We start from the raw sequence: 16,618 nt of genomic DNA on the forward strand, positions 1-16,618 counted from the left end.
GCCGTCCCAGCGCTTCGCGGGTCGCGCCACAGATCTTGACCCCAGGTCACGGTGTCAACAGCACTGGATGATGCCTGACCGAGGCAGAGCAGTCACGTTCCTTAGCATCGTCCAACCCTTGCTAGTAGCACGCGGCCCATATCCTCTGCGCTCCGCGGACTCGTACGCTACGGCCACTTCCTACGGGATCGGTTCGAGTTCGGGCGGAAACCGCTGTAACCGAGTCAGACAACTACCAGTCCACCTAAAGTGACGGGCGACCGCCAGGAGCTACTTGGAGCAGGGCCGCCCATGAGCAGACAACCACCGCGGCGGGACTCGTTCCGTCTGGACGACCAGATGCCGTACCTACTCCGCTTGGACGAACCATCTCGGGACGATGCCCTGCAGCTCGGGGTAGAGATGGACTATCCCAGCAAGGCAGTCGTGATGCGACAAGGCGAGCCGTCCACGCACGTGCTGTTGATCCGCAGTGGCTGGCTGAAGGTCACCGGAACCACCCCTACCGGACACGAGGGCCTGCTCGCGATGCGCGGACCCGGGGACGTGATCGGCGAGAGTGCCGGACTCGACGGAACGAACCGCGCGGTGACCGTGACGACGCTCGAACCGGTGCAGGCTCGCAACGTGCCTGGCGAGGAGTTCTCACGCTTCCTCGACCGGCACCGGAACGCCTGGCGGCAGCTCCTTGCCCTCACCAACGATCGCTGGCGAACCTCGGACCGACAACGGCTGGAGCAAGCCACGAAGACCGTCAGCCAACGGCTCGCACGCCTATTGCTGGAACTCGCGGAAGTCCACGGCGAACGCCACGAAGCGGGTTTGGTCATCCGTATGTCGCTGACTCAGCACGAACTCGCCGGTTCTGTCGGGTCCTCTCGCGAAGGCGTCACCAGGCTCCTCAAGGAGTTTCGCAACAAGGGCCTGGTGACGACCAGCGACCGGCGGTATGTCGTGCTCCGGCCAGAGACGTTGCGCCGAATCAGCGAAGGTAAATCCATCACATCCGGCCGGTGACAACCGTCCTTTCGGAGTCCTGTGAACGACGGGATGCTGAGGTCTCATCCACCTATGGAGGTAGGCCATGAGCGATCCAGTCCACAAGACTCTGCTGGTGTTCGACATCGAGAAGTTCGGGCCGCGAAAGCACCTCGAGCAAGCCGAGGCCCAGCGTGTGATGTACGACTTCTTCCGCCAAGTGCTGGCAAAGGCGGAGGTCGAGCAGACGGCTGCACGAGTGGAGGATCGCGGCGACGGCCTCTTCGCCGTCCTCGACGCCGACGTGTCGAAGGCGAAGCTCATTCGCTCGGTTCTCACCGAGCTTCCGACCGCTCTCTACGACTACAACCGTCTGGCCAGCGACTCAACGAAGATCCGGATACGGGCCGCTGTCCACGCCGGCGACGTCGAGATCACTGACAAGGGTGTCGTCGGTACACCGGCGATCGAGGTCTTCCGCCTGCTCAACTCCAAGAAGCTGTACGCACAGCTCGAGGCTTCGGACGAGCCGCTCGTGTTCGCGGTCACCGATGCCATCCATCGCGACGTGATCCGGCACGACCACAGCGGAGTACGTGCCGACCGCTTCTACCCGATCGACGCCGACGACAAGGATCCGCAAGTCGCTGCGTGGATCTATTCGCCGACACTGGCAGGCATGGCACCGAGGACCGATTCTCCGTCGTCTCAGCCTCAGCCGCCCGCCCCGGCTCAAGCCCCGGCGCCCGCCCACACCCCGACGCCGACCCCAACGTCCGGCAACTTCTTCAGCGCAGGGGTGACGATCCACGGCGGCGACATTGTCGCTGGCAACAAGACGGTGAATGAGCGATGACCTCCGGTGCCGCAGAGCCTGAAGCGGCAGAATCCGAGGCCGCAGAGTCCGAAGGCGCAGGACCTGAAGCGGCAGAGCTCGACGTCGATGCCAAGCAAGGCGATCAGAGCAGCAAGGACCAGCACGTCAACGACGACGAAGCGGCCGACGTGGACGAGCAGGCCGACACTGAGCAGTCTGTCGAACGGTTTCGGCGAGAGGCTCAGCGCCTGCTCGCACACAGCGCGAATGTCCTCGGCAGGGCCGATGTCACTGGTGACCTGGTCGGCGGTAACAAGTTCGTCACCATCCACTCAGCCAGCAATCTCCCGCAACGGGTCACAAGCGGCCAGATGCCTGCCGCGCAGCTGGCCTCCGTCCTCGAACGATTCGCCAAAGCCCCCGACCACGACGAGCTCGTCCATCGACTGCGTACCAACCGGGTCCTGGTGCTTCGTGGTCCGCGGGCGTCAGGACGTCGAACGGCCTCGCTCGGCGTCCTCGCCGACGTTAAGCAAGATCCCCAGCCATTACTGGTTCTCGATCCGGCGATCCCCCCAGGTGAGCTGGTCGACCAGTTGCGCCCTGGCGCACGTCACCTGATCGCCGACTTCTCGACGACCACCGATGCCCCGCTCCGTCAATACCATCTGCACGCGATCCAAGAGCGTCTCCGGGCGAGCGACGGCTTTGCGATCATCACGATCGATCCTCACGTCGCCGTGGACGGGACGCTGGCGGAAATGCACGAATGGCACCCGCCAGCACCGGAAAGCATCCTGAATGCACACCTAGAGGCGGACTGTCCCCACCCGTCCGTCCGCCAGCCCGCGCTGGACCTCGACGAGACCCGCTCGTACCTGAAGACCCAGCCATCCCCAGAGGAGATAGCAGGGTACGCACGGACGCTCCTCCTCTACGTCGATGGCCAGCGAAGTTTGCAGGACCTCGCGACCTACAGCACCAGCGCCGTCGAGGACTATGCACAGCGCGTTTTCTCGGACACCGACGGCTCCATGCGGGAGAAGGCTTTCTTGATCGCACTCGCGGTGTTCAACCAGCTGCCCTACTCGACCATCGCCGAGGCTGGTGATGCCCTCTATCGTGCTTTCCAGGAGCGCGAAGACCCCGAGACAGAGGCCGGCGTGTCGATCTTCGACACCAGCCGCAGCGCCAGACTCACCTGGGCGAGAGCCTTAGAGTACGACTCGTTCGAGACCGATCAAGATCGCGACTCGACGAGGCTGGCCGCCTTTCTCAACCCGTCGATGTCGTCGATCGTGCTCCGCCATGTGTGGCTTGAGCATCCCGCCGCGAGAGAGCCGATCCGTCGTTGGCTCCGGGAGCTCGGGGAGAGCGGCGCGGACGTGTCGAGGGTGCGAGCGGCACTCGCCGCGGGCCGCCTGGCCGCCGCCGACTTCTCCTCGATCATGCGGCCGTTGCTTGAGCCGTGGGCAGGATCGAGACCGCTCGGTCAGCGGCAACTGGCTGCCTGGACACTGTTCGCCGCGCTGCAGCAGGGCGCCGATGATGAGGTCCGTCGCGTATTGCAGCGTTGGGCCGAGGGAGGTGAAGGCAGACGCTGGACCGTCCTCCACACCGCCGATGCGCTCGCCGATATGCTCGGCAAATCCACCATCCCGCTGATCTCCGCGATCGCGGAGAAGCCGGCGAGGGATCCTCGGCTGCGCAACGAACTGGAGCGGGTCACGGCTCGTCTGCTCACAGGCCCCACCGCCCTTCAGGCCCTCGACACCATGGTGGGCTGGTTGCAGAATCCTGGACCCCGCCGAGAGCTGGCGTATCGAGCATTCGTCAGGGCAGCCGGAAAACGGGAGGAGGGCCGCCCAGCCCTGCTGAGCCACGGCAACGCCGACCAGCAGGCTTGGACCGCCCTCATCATTCTGTGGCGTGCCGTGCTGAACAACCCAACTGTTCGCGACGACGCCCGACTTGGCCTCGCAGGCTGGGTCATCCTCGCGGCCGAGGACAAGTCGCTCGAGCCGGATCTGTGCCGCCTGTTCAGCGAGCTCGCCGGAAGCGCGAACGAACGCGCCCGACTCGACTACCTGTTGCGCCACTTGCCCCGCGAAGCACCAGAGGCTGCGCGCCCGGTCGCCGACCGCATCCGAACCCACCTTGTCGATAAGTGAGGTATCCCTGATGTCCGAAGCACCCACTCGCGGAGAGCCCGCGACGATCGTGAACGATCCGATTCGAAGCGCACGCCAGCTTCGCAGGTTCGAGTTCGTCCGAGCCCCGCTCGACGTCTCCGCCGACGCCGCGCTCATCCTCATCGGCGCCGACGGCAGCCTCACCACGTACGCAGCCAATCACCAGCCCACACGGGGCGAACTCGCCTGGCGCAGCTACGTCAAGCTCTACGAGGTCGACCTCGGACACCACCACCAGTCCTTCGGCTACGACCTGCCAAGCGCGGGCGACGCCTTCTTCTTCCATGCCGAGGTCGACGTCAGCTGGCATGTGGAGAACCCGGAGACCGTCGTACGGCACGGAGTCCGCGACGTCAGAGCAACGATCGAACCTGTGCTCCGCAAAGTATTGATCAGTGTCACCCGACAGTTCGACATCGAGCAGAGCGCGACAGCCGAGGCAGCGGCGAACAGCGCACTCGAAGAGACCCGCCTCGGCACGAGGCTCGGCCTGCAAGTCAGCTGCATCGTTCGTCTCAGGCTGGACGCTCAGGCGCTGGAACACTTCACCACCATTCGCCAGCACAAGTATCAGAAGGTGCAAGACGAGGTGCAGCACGTCACCGCCGCGGCTGCCGTCCAACAGGAGCACGAGCTCACCCAGCACAACATCGAGTTCTTCAGAAAGCTCTTCCACGATGCTGACGACATGTGGGCGCTGCTGCTCGATCGCAACCCCGACAACGTTGCGCAGGTCCTGGACGGACGGCGTAGCGATGAGCGGGACGTCAGGGCCACCAGGCTGCAAGCGCTCCAGAAGGTCCTCGATGCCGGCGTTCTTGAAGGCCACATGCTCGAAGAGCAGGTACGAATGGCTCTCGAGTCGCTGCCCGGCAGTCCCGGGAACGCAGCAGAAGGCACCCCTATGCAGCGGCCGATGTCCAAGCAGCAGCTGCCCCCGCGAGAGCCGAGCTCAGACGATGAAGACTGACACGATCGCTGAACTGGCTGCCGCGTCGGTCATAGCGGCGACGGGCTTCTATCTCGCCTACCGCTGGTTGCTGAGCCCGCTCGCCCAACGCCTACCAGCCGCCGTCGGACTGATCGTAGATGCAGTCGGGGCTCTCCTGCTCATCCCAGAGTACGCATGCACGACCGTCCTCCGCCGAGCCAACGGGCATCCGCCGCCCCTCGTCTTCGCCTATGGCGAGATCGTCTCCAGCCTCGCCTGTGCGTTCCACTCGTGTGGCCTAGTGGTCTCGGATGCCATCGATACCGCCTCGATGGAGGTGGGACGCACCCAGGCCCTGATCGGAGCCATCGTCAGTGCCCTATGTCTGGTGTTGCTTACATGACGGATGAACTCGACTCGGCGACCGCGCTAGTGGCCGATCTACGCGCTGAGGTAGTACGTGCGGACACCAAGGCCTCCATGCTCATCGCCGCGATGAGCCTGGGCCTCGCCGCACCCATCGGTCTCACCACCGTCGACGGCAGCGGCCTGTCTGCAGCCCTCGCACGGCTCGGGTTCCTTCTATGGTTTCTGGCACTGGGATGCTTGCTCAAGGTCCTGACTCCACGTTATCGCCGCAGCGTGTGGACAGCGGGGGCCGCGTTGACGTCGTTCGCCGACATCGATCGCGCCGCCAGATCCGGTCACCTCGATGAAGCATTGGACAGCACCGGCCCAGTCGAACGATCCCGCCTCGTCGACACAGCCGCCGAGCTGAGCCACATCATCGTCGTCAAGTATCGCTGGATCCGTACCTCCCTGGCGCTCTTCGCATCGGGCATCTCCATCGCCGCATCCTCGATTCTGGTTTCGTAACCAGACAGAACGAGGCAACATCGGCAATCGCAGGTCCGACCAGATGTACGCCGGGCCGAACACGAACCTCAGTTCGCCTCGGGCAGGACATCGACCTGTCTTCCTACTTCGAACACCTCAACGACCCCGACCTCGGGTTCGCCTACTTCATCAGCCTGATCGTCGCCCTGGCGAAGTCCTCCCAACCGCGACCGGGCAGTCCCTTGGTTACCGACATGGACCTGATCGATCCGCTTCAGTGACCCATCCGACATCACCACCCGGGTATCACCCGCGAGGGATCTCAGAGAACACGAGGCGCCGCCGCCCGACTTCTTTCCAGCGATGGCTCCCTTGAGTGCACTGGCGAGTGCTTGGCGGAGCATTGACCTCTCCAACCCCGACCAATCGAGTAGCTGGCAGGTCGGCGTAGGAGTCAACGAGGACGAGCAAGCCAAGACTGGAAATGGTCTTAGTCGCGGTGCCTTTGGCTGCGCCTCAGTCTTCGAGCGGGCCCAGGGACGGCCCGGCGACGAACCGGGCCGTCGGATCGGCGAGCACCTCCAGCTCCAGTACGACCATCTCGTTGCCTTCGGGACGCAGCACCGGGCCTGGCACGAAAAGGGTGCGCTGCGGCCCGCGCCGCCAGTAGCGCCCCAGGCAGAAGCCATTGACCCAGGCGATGCCCTTGCCCCAGACGGTGGTGTCGAGGAAGAGGTCGACGTGGGGCTCGGCCGAGAAGAGTGCGCGCCACGCGGTGGGCCCGACCCCGGAGTCACGGCCCTCTGGTGGGCCGGTCTCCCACAGCCGCGGCACCCGGTCGAGGTCGATGGCCAGGACCTCCCAGCCCGTGAGTGGCACCCCGTCGAGCAGAGCCGGCCCGACCAAGCCCTTGTGCTCACCGATCCGGGCGCCGTAGTTGACTCGGCCCTGGTCCTCGACGACCAGCTCCAGTCCCCCGCGCCCGCGCGGCAGCGCGATCGCCCGCTCGCTGTGCTCCCGCTCGAGGATGCCGACCGGAGCGCCGTCGAGGAAGACGGCGGCCCGGTCACGGACCTCGCCGAGGGTGAGGACGCCCGGGCGGTCGCCCGGCAGCTCGGTCCGATAGACGGCCAGACGAGTTTCTGTCTCCAGCTCGTCCAGCACCGGCGGCGACTCCCAGTTGCTCCAGGAGCCCCAGGGCGCCGGGTCGTCGAGCAGCCGGACCGGCTCGCCCAAAGCCACCGTCTGCTCGGGGGTGAGACCGGCTGCGCCGGGGATCTCGGTCGGCACCGGGGCGTAGCGGGCGATGACGTCGCGGAACGCGAAGTACTTCGCGGTCGGGTTCCCGGCCTCGTCCAGGGGAGCATCGTAGTCGTACGAGGTCACTGTCGGCCGGTAGATCCCCTTGTCGTTGGCCCCGCTGGTCAGGCCGAAGTTCGTGCCGCCGTGAAACATGTACACGTTGACCGAGGCTCCTGCGGCGAGGAGGGCATCGAGCTCCTCGGCTGCCTGCTCGACGGGGGTGGTGTGGTGCCGGCCTCCCCAATGGTCGAACCAGCCGTCCCAGAACTCCATGCACATCAGCGGCCCGGTCGGCTGGTGGTCGCGGAGGGTGCGCAAGCGGTTCACGCTGTCCGAGCCGAAGGAGCTGGTACGCAGCACCCCGTCGATTCCGCCGGCGGCGAGCATGGCATCGACCGGCTGGTCCACAGTGACCAGCGGCACGCCGATGCCGGCTCCACGGATCATCTCCACGAGTGCCTGCAGATAGCTCCGGTCGTCACCGTACGCGCCGTACTCGTTCTCCACCTGGACCAGCAGCACGGGTCCGCCCAGGTCGACCTGGTGCGGGTGCACGAGCGCCAGGACCTGGTGGAGGTACTTCTCGACCTCGTCGAGGAAGCGCGGCTCGTGGCGGCGGATCCCGACGCCCGGCTCCCGGAACAGCCAGGGCGGCAGCCCGCCGTTGTCCCACTCCGCACAGATGAACGGCCCCGGACGCACGATCGCGTACATGCCCGCCTCTCCCACCAGGCGCAGGAACCGCGGCAGGTCGAGGATGCCGTCCGTGTCGAAGACGCCCGGGCGGGGGTTGTGGGCGTTCCACGGCACGTAGGTCTCGATGGTGTTGAGGCCCATCAGCCTGGCCTTCTCGATCCGGTCCGCCCAGTGGTCGGGGTGGACCCGGAAGTAGTGCAGCGCACCGGAGAGGATCCGGAACGGCTCACCGTCGAGGAGGAAGTCGGTCTCGCCGATCGTGAACTCGGGCATGCCTACCTCTCGCGAGAGGACAGCCGCCGCTCCGCGAGATGCGGCGGCTGTCGGTCCCGTCAGTCGTGGGTCAGTTGACGCTGAAGCCCTGCTCGTTGCCGTACTTCACGAGCGCTTCCTGCCAGGCTCCCAGGCCGTCCTCGAGGGCGGAGTGGGTCTGGTAGGACTTGCCGACGGTGTCGCCGTAGATCGTGTCGGCGTACAGCTGGTACGGCAGGTACTGCCAGCCCTCGACCACCTGGGTGGCCGCGTCGGTGAGCACCTGGTTGACCTGCTGGCCACCGAAGTAGTCGAGCTTCTTGTCGACGAACGCCGGGTCCTGCAGATCCGCGACCGTGGCTGGGAAGCCACCGCTCTCCAGGAACGGCTCGACGCCCTCCTCGTGGTTGAGCCAGCGCACGAACGCCGCCGCCAGCGCGGGGTTCTCGCTCTGCTCCAGCACCGACTGGGTGCTGCCGCCGTTCTCGGCGGTCGCCGGCTGCCCGTCGTACGTCGGCATCGGTGCGGCCCGCCACTTGCCCGCCCCCTCGGGCACGGACTGCTCGAACACGCCGGGTGCCCAGGCACCGAGGCCGATGGACGCGATGGTCCCGTCACCCAGCGCCTTGTACCACTCCTCGGTCCAGCCGGGGATGGTGCAGACCAGCTCGTCCTCGATGAGCTGGTTCCACACGCCCGTCCACTTCTGCGTGCCCTCGTCCTGCAGATCGATCGTGACGCTCTCACCGTCGGACTGGAACGGCGTGCCACCGGCCTGCCAGATCATGCTGGTGGTGAACCCGGCATCACCGCTGTCGTTGGTGATGCACTGCGACGGGTCCTCCTTCTTGATGGTCCGGGCGGCCTCGACGTACTCGTCCCAGGTGGTCGGCACCTCGAGCTTGTGCTCGTCGAAGACCTGCTGGTTGTAGAAGAGCGCCATCGGACCGGAGTCCTGCGGCAGCCCGTAGAGGCCCTCGCCGGCCTGCACCGAGGCCCAGGTCGACGGCGTGTAGTCCGACTCGAACTCGTCGAAGCCGTACTGGCGCAGGTCGATCAGGTCGCCGGGCAGCGCGAACTGCGGCAGCGCCTTGTACTCGACCTGCGCCACGTCGGGGCCGCCGGAGCCGGCCTTGATCGCATTCTGCAGCTTCGTGTAGTGGTCGTTGCCGGTGCCGGCGTTGACCAGCTTCACGTCGACGTTCGGGTACTGGTCCTCGAACGCGGCCACTTGGGCCTCGGCGGACGGGGTCCACGTCCAGTAGGTGATGGTGCCCCCTTCCTCGAGGGCGGCGTCGAGGTCTGCGGCGGTGCCTTCGCTTCCGCCGCCGCCCCCGTCGCCCGAGCCGCAGCCGGCGAGCACGGAGGCGGCGGTGAGGGCTGCCGCGACGAGGGCGATCCGGCGGGCTCTGCGCCCATTGATGATCAACATGGCGTTCCTTTCATTTCACTGTTTGACGCTTCCCGCGCTCAAGCCGGACTGCCAGAACCGCTGGAGGAGGAGGAAGGCGATGACGAGCGGGGCGATGGTCAGTAGGGAGCCGGTGACCACCAGGTTGTAGACGGGCTGCGCGTTCGCGCCCGTCGCCTGAGCGCTCCACTGGGTGAGGCCCACGGTGAGCGGATAGAGCTTCGGCTCGCTGAGCATGATCAGTGGCAGGAAGTAGTTGTTCCACGTCGAGACGACGGCGAACAGCAGCACCGTGACGATGCCGGGAGCGAGCAGGCGCAGAGCGACCGTGAAGAAGATCCGAATCTCGCCGGCGCCGTCGATGCGCGCCGCCTCGAGCAGCTCATCCGGTACGGCGTCCGCGGCGTAGACCCACATCAGGTACAGGCCGAACGGGCTGATCAGCGAGGGGATGATGATCGCCCATACCGTGTTGGTGAGCCCCATGTTCGAGAACATCAGGAACGTCGGCACGGCCAGCGCGGTGCCGGGCACGGCCACCGCGCCGATGATGACGGCGAAGACCGCCCGCCGTCCGGGGAAGCGGTACTTGGCCAGGCCGTAGCCGGCCGCGGTGGCCAACAGGGTCGCGCCGCCAGCACCCACCACGACGTAGAGAAGGGTGTTCGCCAGCCAGCGCAGGAAGATGCCGTCGCGGTAGGTCAGCGTGTCGCGGACGTTGCTGAAGAACGCGAACTCGTCGCCGACCCACAGCCCCGGGCTCGAGAACAGATCCGCCTGTGTCTTGGTGGCGCTCAGGATCAGCCACGCCAGCGGCACCAGCGTATAGACGAGGAACAGCGCCATCAGCACGGTCAGCAGCGGCGACCGTCGCGGCGCCAGCGGCGACGTGCTCACCCCGCGCGTCACTTCATTGCCTCTCGTGAGCCGCGGAGCTGGACGGCGTACGCGATCACCGCGGTCAGCAGGCCCATCACAATCGCGACCGTCGCCGAGTAGTTGTACTGCTGCCCGCCGAAGGACAGGTTGTAGGCGTAGAGGTTCGGTGTGTAGTAGGTCGTGATGATGTTGGGTTCCAGCGTGCGCAGGATGTTCGGCTCGTTGAAGAGCTGGAAGGTCCCGATGATGGAGAAGATCGTGGCGATCAGGATGGCCCCGCGCAGGGCCGGGATCTTGATCGAGAGCACGGTCCGCAGCGGCCCGGCGCCGTCGAGCGCGGCGGCCTCGTAGATCTCGCCGGGCACGGTGCGCAACGCGGAGTAGAAGATCAGCATGTTGTAGCCCACGAACTCCCAGGTCACGATGTTGGCGATCGAGGCGAGCATCCAGTTCTGGCTGAGCGGCGCGATCGAGGTTCCGAACAGGTCGTTGAGGTCGGCGGCCAGCCCGAAGTTGGTGCCGTACATGAAGCCCCACATCAGGACGGCCACGACGCCGGGAACGGCGTAGGGCAGGAAGATGAAGAGCCGGAAGAAGCTCGTGCCGTAGAGCCGGGCGCTGTCGATGGCCAGCGCGGCCACCAGGGCGAGGCCGAGCATGATCGGCACCTGTACGACGAGGAACAGCAGGACCCGCAACGAGCCATCCCAGAACTTGTCGTCGGTGAACACGTCGACGTAATTGTCCAGACCGACGAACTCTGTGGTGCCGAAGAACGCCTGCGCACGGAAGAGGCTGAGGTAGGCGGCGTAGGCGATCGGCGCCAGGAAGGTCAGCGCGAAGACCGCCAGGAACGGGCCGACGAAGATCCACCCCTTCGTGTCGCTGCGCGACCACCGGCGACCGGGCACGGGCGGTCGCCCACCACCGCGGGTCTCCCGGCTTCTCTCCAGCTGAGTCACGGTCCCACCTCCCTTCACCGCCATTCGATGGCGGCCTGTTAACGTCAACAGGTACAGTGACGTACGACACATGTTGACGTCAACAGGTTGGCGGAAGGATTATTCGGTCCATGGCGACAGACAGCACGGCCGGGGCACCAGTTACACGGCGGGGGGCCTCACAGGCCGACGTTGCCCGGATCGCCGGGGTCTCGGGACAGACGGTCTCGCGGGTCGCGAACGGCGCCCGCTACGTCGACGCGGCCACCCGCGAACGGGTGCTGTCCGCGATGCGCGAGGTCGGCTACCGGCCCAACCGGGCGGCCCGGGCGCTGCGCAGCGGACGGTTCCAGAGCATCGGCGTGATCGCGTTCGAGCTCTCCAGCGTCGGTACCACCCACACCCTCGACGCGATCGCGTCGGCCGCCACCCAGACCGGGTACGCCATCAACCTGCTGCCGGTGCTGGACGCCACCCAGGACGCCGTGCGAGCGGCCTTCGACCAGCTCGGCGAGCAGGCGGTGGACGGCATCATCATCCTGGTCGAGACGCACCGGCTCGACGGCGTCGCCGTACCGGATGGACTGCCGGTGGTCGTGGTCGACTCCAGCGCGGAGTACGACTACCCGATCGTCGACAACGACCAGGCCCTCGGAGCACGGTTGGCCACCGAGCACCTGCTCGACCTCGGTCACGAGACCGTCTGGCACGTCGCCGGGCCCGAGCTGTCCTACTCCGCGCGGCGCCGCCGGACGTCGTGGCAGGAGACGCTCGAGGCCCACGGCCGAACGGTGCCACCGGTGCTGCCGGGCGACTGGTCGACCGGAGCCGGCTACGAGGCCGGCCTCCGGCTGGCCGACAACGAGGAGGTGACCGCGGTGTTCACCGCGAACGACCAGATGGCCCTGGGACTCCTGAGAGCCCTGCACGAGCGCGGTCGCCGGGTCCCCGCCGACGTCAGCGTCGTCGGCTTCGACGACATGGAGGAGGCGGCGTACTTCTGGCCGCCACTGACCACCGTCCACCAGTCGTTCGACGAGGTCGGCCGGGGCGCAGTCGATGCCCTGATCCGGGAGATCCAGTCCGGCGAGCACGAGCACCAGGAGGCCCTGGTGCGGCCCCGGCTGGTGGTCCGGGCCAGCACCGCACCGCCCCGCAGGACGACCGCATGAGCCGGCGACTCCACCGGTGGGTGCGATGGCCCGAGTCGCTCGCGGTCGAGAACGCTCGCGGACCGCTCGGCTTCGGGGCCGACTACAACCCCGACCAGTGGGATAGGGAGGTGTGGGACGAGGACGTCCGGCTGATGCGTCAGGCCGGGGTGAACATCGTCTCCCTCGGGATCTTCTCCTGGGCCCGCCTGCAGCCGGGCGAGGACACCTGGGACTTCGGGTGGCTCGACGAGGTGATGGACCTCCTGCACGCCCACGGCATCGCCGTCGACCTCGCCACCGCGACCGCCTCGCCGCCGCCCTGGTTGGCCGCCGGGCACCCCGAGATCCTTCCCGTCACACGCACCGGCGAGACCATGTGGCCGGGCGCCCGGCAGCACTGGCGGCCGACGTCACCGGTGTTCCGACAGCACGCCCTAACGGTCGTCGAGGCGATGGCGAGCCGGTACGCCGATCACCCGGCCCTCGCCGCCTGGCACGTCTCCAACGAGCTCGGCTGCCACAACCTCTACGACTACTCCGACGACGCCGCGGCGGCGTTCCGCACCTGGCTGTCGCAGAGGTACGGCGACCTCGACGGGCTCAACCACGCCTGGGGCACCGCGTTCTGGTCGCAGCGCTACAGCGACTGGAGCGAAGTGCTGCCGCCGCGGCTGATGCCCACCATCCCCAACCCGACGCACCAGCTCGACTTCAAGAGATTCTCCTCCGACGCCCTCAAGGACTACCTGCGCGCCGAGCGGGAGATCCTCGACCGGCTGACCCCCGACGTGCCGGTGACCACGAACTTCATGGTGATGGACCACTTCAACGGCATCGACTACGCCGACTGGGCGGCCGAGGTCGACTTCGTCTCCAACGACCACTACACGCTCGTCGACGACAGCGCCCGCGACGAGCTGTCGTTCTCGGCCAACCTGACCGGCGGCATCGCCGGCGGTGATCCGTGGTTCCTGATGGAGCACTCGACCAGCGCGGTCAACTGGCGCGCGATCAACCCGCCCAAGGCGGACGGCGCGCTCGTGCGGGACTCGCTCACCCACGTGGCACATGGTGCGGACGCCGTCTGCTTCTTCCAGTGGCGGCAGTCCCTGGCCGGCGCTGAGAAGTACCACTCGGCGATGGTTCCCCATGCCGGCGAGGACAGCGAGGTCTATCGGACGGTGGTCCGACTGGGCGGGCACCTCGAGCGGCTCGCCTCCGTCGTCGGGTCGCGGCGACAGCAGGCCCGGGCCGCGATCCTCTTCGACATCGATTCGTCGTGGACCCTCGACCTGGAGGCCAACCCGAGCTCCTCGGTGAGCCATCGGGCGGAGGCGCTCGACTGGTACGTCGCGTTCCTCGCGCTCGGTGTCCGGGCTGACATCCTGCCCGTCGGCGCGCCGCTCGACGGGTACGACGTGGTGGTGGCGCCGGTGTTGCACGTGATGCCGGCCGCGAGGGCCGACCTGCTGGGGGCTTTCGTCGACCGCGGTGGCCACCTGATCATGACGTACTTCTCCGGCGTCGTGGACGAGAACAACCACGTATGGCCGGGTGGTTACCCGGGTGCGCTGCGCGACCTGCTCGGCATCCGCATCGAGGAGTTCGGGCCGCTCCTGGACGGGTGCGAGGTCGTTCTCGACGACGGCAGTACCGGGACGCGGTGGACCGACCGGATCACAGCGACGACTCCCGGCACGCAGGTCCTCGCGTCGTACAAGACCGGCCTGCAGGCGGGCCGCCCGGCAGTGACCCGACGGGCTCTGGCGCACGGCTCGGCCACCTACGTCTCCACCCGGTTGGGTGCGGATGGTCTCGAGCCGCTGCTGGCCCGACTGCTCGAGGCCGCCGGGGTGGACAGCGAGCTGCCCGCGGAACTTCGCGGCCGGGTGGAGCTCGTCATCCGATCAGACGGCGAGAGGGAGTACTGGTTCCTGGTCAACCGGACCGACGACGTGGTCGACCTCGGCGAGCTGGGCGACCTCGGCGAGCCGGTGTTCTCCTCGGGTGCCGATCGCGGCGTCGCCGAGCTGGCGGGCTCCGGGGTGGCCGTGTTCACCCGCACCGCCCGATGACCAGCGAGACCCGCCGCGCCCGCGGCGCGCACCTCCGGCGCGGCGACACCAGCCTGGTGGTCCGGCTGGACTCCACCGAGCTCCCGTGCATCCTCCACTGGGGACCGGACCTCGGCGAGACCACGGTCGAGCACCTGCCCGACCTTCTCCGCTCGCTGGAGATGCCGAGCCTCGACGGGGCGATCTACCAGCACTCGTGGGCATCCGTGCTGCCGCAGCAGACCAGTGGCTGGGTAGGCCGTCCGGGTCTGCTGGGCAGCCGCGCCGGCCAGGCCTGGGCGCTCACCTTCGACTCGGTGGACCACACGGTCACCGAGTCGACCGACTGCACCCGGCTCACCAGCGTCGCGCTGGACCGGCCGGCCGGTGTGGAGGTGACCACCGAGATCGAGCTGTTCGGGAACGGTCTGCTGCGCCTGCGTGCCTGCGTGCGGAACCTGGCGGCGACGCCGTACGAGGTGACGCTGCTCGAGCCGGCTCTGCCGGTGCCGGGCGAGGCCGACGAGCTCCTGGACATGGCAGGGCGGCACGCCCACGAGCGCACCCCGCAGCGCCACGCGTTCACCCAGGGACAGCACGTCCGCGAGGCCTGGGGCGGTCGTCCCGGCCACGACTCGGCCACCGTGCTGTGTGCCGGCCGGTCCGGATTCGGCTTCCGTGCCGGTCGGGTTTGGGGTGTTCACCTCGGCTGGAGCGGCAACCAGGTGCTCTGCGCCGAGAACTCCTTCACCGGTTGGAAGCTGCTGCGCGGAGGCGAGCTGCTCATGCCCGGCGAGATGGTGCTGGGCCACGACGAGACCTATGCCTCGCCCTGGCTCTACGCCTCCTGGGGCGAGGGGCTCGATGCCTTCTCCGGCCGCTTCCACGAGCACCTGAGGGCGCGGGACGTGCACCCACGGCGCGCGCGACCCGTACTCCTCAACACCTGGGAGGCGGTCTACTTCGACATGGACATGCAGAAGCTCGTCGAGCTCGCCGAGCGTGCCGCCGAGCTGGGCGTCGAGCGGTACGTCCTCGATGACGGCTGGTTCAAGGGGCGGCGCGACGCCACGAGCTCCCTGGGTGACTGGGTCGTGGACGAGGGCGTGTTCCCGGACGGGCTCACTCCCCTGGTGAAGACCGTGCAGGGCCTGGGCATGGAGTTCGGGCTGTGGTTCGAGCCCGAGATGGTCAGCCTCGACTCCGACGTGGCCCGGGAGCATCCCGAGTGGACCCTCGGCACCCATGCCGGTCCCGGCATCAGTTCGCGCAACCAGCACGTCCTCGACCTCTCCAACCCGGACGCCTGGGACCACGTGTTCGGTCAGATCTCGGCGCTGGTGGACCGCTACGACATCGCCTACATCAAGTGGGACCACAACCGTGCGCTGACCGGCGCCGGCCGCGGCCGAGACCACAGGCCCGCGGTCCACCTGCAGACACTCGCGGCCTATCGCCTGATGGACGCACTCCGTGCCCAGCATCCCGCGCTCGAGATCGAGTCCTGCTGCGGCGGTGGCGGGCGCCTCGACCTGGGAGTGCTCGAGCGGACCGACCGGGTCTGGGTCTCCGACTGCATCGACGCGCACGAAGGGCACCGTCTGGTCCGGTGGACCGGGCTGACCCTCCCGCCCGAGCTGATGGGCACCCACGTGGGATCGGGCGCCGACCACACCACCGGCCGACAACACACCCTGCGCTTCCGGGCCGGCACCGCCGTTTGGGGACACCTCGGCATCGAGTGGGACCTCACCGCCATGACGGACGAGGAGCGCGAGGAGCTCCGGGCCTGGATCGCGCTGCACAAGCGGTTCCGTGGCCTGCTCCACTCCGGCCGGGTCGTGCGGGCGGACACCTTGCACGAAGGCCTGCAGCTGGACGGGGTGGTCGCCCCTGACGGGCGCGAGGCGCTGTTCCGTCTCTCGGCGCTCGATCACACCCTGGGCCAGCCGGCCGGCCGCATCCGGTTCCCCGGCCTGACCCCGGAGACGGCGTACCGAGTGACGCCGGTGCCGCTTGCGGTGTCGCCCAAGGACCGCCCGCGACCCGCGTGGTACGACGGCGGCGCGGTGATGAGCGGCCGACTGCTCGACGAGGTCGGCGTGGTCGCGCCCCTGTTGGAGGCCGACGACCTGGTCATCGTGCACCTGGTCGCGGAGGTGGCGTCGTGACCG

General features: G+C 67.6%; 14 protein-coding genes. 9 read left to right on the top strand and 5 right to left on the bottom strand.

Going from position 1 to position 16,618, the window contains the following annotated elements; all coding sequences use genetic code 11:
• Nucleotides 1–357 precede the first annotated feature (357 nt).
• The 6 genes from OH802_RS27360 to OH802_RS27385 all read left to right on the top strand — a co-directional run bounded on the left by OH802_RS27360 (nt 358) and on the right by OH802_RS27385 (nt 5,794).
• Complete coding sequence (locus OH802_RS27360; protein ID WP_406023521.1) at nt 358–1,017, top strand: Crp/Fnr family transcriptional regulator; 660 nt, start codon at nt 358–360, stop codon at nt 1,015–1,017.
• A gap of 67 nt (nt 1,018–1,084) precedes the next feature.
• Nucleotides 1,085–1,834, top strand: a complete 750-nt coding sequence (locus OH802_RS27365; protein WP_406023522.1) for a hypothetical protein — start codon at nt 1,085–1,087, stop codon at nt 1,832–1,834.
• Nucleotides 1,831–3,966, top strand: coding sequence for a hypothetical protein (locus tag OH802_RS27370; protein ID WP_406023523.1), 2,136 nt, complete (start codon nt 1,831–1,833; stop codon nt 3,964–3,966). The genes OH802_RS27365 and OH802_RS27370 overlap by 4 nt, the downstream gene beginning before the upstream one ends.
• A 10-nt stretch (nt 3,967–3,976) precedes the next feature.
• Nucleotides 3,977–4,957 (top strand): hypothetical protein, encoded by a 981-nt coding sequence (locus OH802_RS27375; protein WP_406023524.1) that lies wholly within the window; start codon nt 3,977–3,979, stop codon nt 4,955–4,957.
• On the top strand, nt 4,947–5,321 hold the full coding sequence (locus OH802_RS27380; RefSeq protein ID WP_406023525.1) for a hypothetical protein: 375 nt from the start codon (nt 4,947–4,949) through the stop codon (nt 5,319–5,321). Before OH802_RS27375 ends, OH802_RS27380 begins: the two co-directional genes overlap by 11 nt.
• Nucleotides 5,318–5,794, top strand: coding sequence for a Pycsar system effector family protein (locus OH802_RS27385; RefSeq protein WP_406023526.1), 477 nt, complete (start codon nt 5,318–5,320; stop codon nt 5,792–5,794). The genes OH802_RS27380 and OH802_RS27385 overlap by 4 nt, the downstream gene beginning before the upstream one ends.
• Nucleotides 5,795–5,862: 68 nt before the next feature.
• Here the strand turns inward: OH802_RS27385 and OH802_RS27390 are convergent, their stop codons facing one another.
• The 5 genes from OH802_RS27390 to OH802_RS27410 all read right to left on the bottom strand — a co-directional run bounded on the left by OH802_RS27390 (nt 5,863) and on the right by OH802_RS27410 (nt 11,257).
• On the bottom strand, nt 5,863–6,159 hold the full coding sequence (locus tag OH802_RS27390; RefSeq protein ID WP_406023527.1) for a hypothetical protein: 297 nt from the start codon (nt 6,157–6,159) through the stop codon (nt 5,863–5,865).
• 112 nt (nt 6,160–6,271) lie between these two features.
• Nucleotides 6,272–8,026 carry a glycoside hydrolase family 35 protein gene (locus OH802_RS27395; protein WP_406023528.1) on the bottom strand — a complete coding sequence of 585 codons (1,755 nt, stop codon included), beginning with the start codon at nt 8,024–8,026 and terminating at the stop codon, nt 6,272–6,274.
• 70 nt (nt 8,027–8,096) lie between these two features.
• On the bottom strand, nt 8,097–9,437 hold the full coding sequence (locus OH802_RS27400; RefSeq protein WP_406023529.1) for an ABC transporter substrate-binding protein: 1,341 nt from the start codon (nt 9,435–9,437) through the stop codon (nt 8,097–8,099).
• A gap of 15 nt (nt 9,438–9,452) precedes the next feature.
• Nucleotides 9,453–10,313, bottom strand: a complete 861-nt coding sequence (locus OH802_RS27405; RefSeq protein ID WP_406023530.1) for a carbohydrate ABC transporter permease — start codon at nt 10,311–10,313, stop codon at nt 9,453–9,455.
• Between the two features lie 8 nt (nt 10,314–10,321).
• Nucleotides 10,322–11,257: a carbohydrate ABC transporter permease gene (locus OH802_RS27410; protein ID WP_406023531.1), complete on the bottom strand. Its 936-nt coding sequence runs from the start codon at nt 11,255–11,257 to the stop codon at nt 10,322–10,324.
• Between the two features lie 110 nt (nt 11,258–11,367).
• Here OH802_RS27410 and OH802_RS27415 point away from each other — a divergent pair, with 110 nt between their 5' ends.
• The 3 genes from OH802_RS27415 to OH802_RS27425 are packed head-to-tail and all read left to right on the top strand — an operon-like array spanning nt 11,368 to nt 16,615.
• Nucleotides 11,368–12,408 carry a LacI family DNA-binding transcriptional regulator gene (locus OH802_RS27415; protein WP_406023532.1) on the top strand — a complete coding sequence of 347 codons (1,041 nt, stop codon included), beginning with the start codon at nt 11,368–11,370 and terminating at the stop codon, nt 12,406–12,408.
• Nucleotides 12,405–14,465: a beta-galactosidase gene (locus OH802_RS27420; RefSeq protein ID WP_406023533.1), complete on the top strand. Its 2,061-nt coding sequence runs from the start codon at nt 12,405–12,407 to the stop codon at nt 14,463–14,465. The genes OH802_RS27415 and OH802_RS27420 overlap by 4 nt, the downstream gene beginning before the upstream one ends.
• Nucleotides 14,462–16,615 carry an alpha-galactosidase gene (locus tag OH802_RS27425; RefSeq protein WP_406023534.1) on the top strand — a complete coding sequence of 718 codons (2,154 nt, stop codon included), beginning with the start codon at nt 14,462–14,464 and terminating at the stop codon, nt 16,613–16,615. Before OH802_RS27420 ends, OH802_RS27425 begins: the two co-directional genes overlap by 4 nt.
• Nucleotides 16,616–16,618: the final 3 nt, after the last annotated feature.

It is taken from the genome of Nocardioides sp. NBC_00850 (assembly GCF_045207335.1).
GTDB lineage: Bacteria > Actinomycetota > Actinomycetes > Propionibacteriales > Nocardioidaceae > Nocardioides.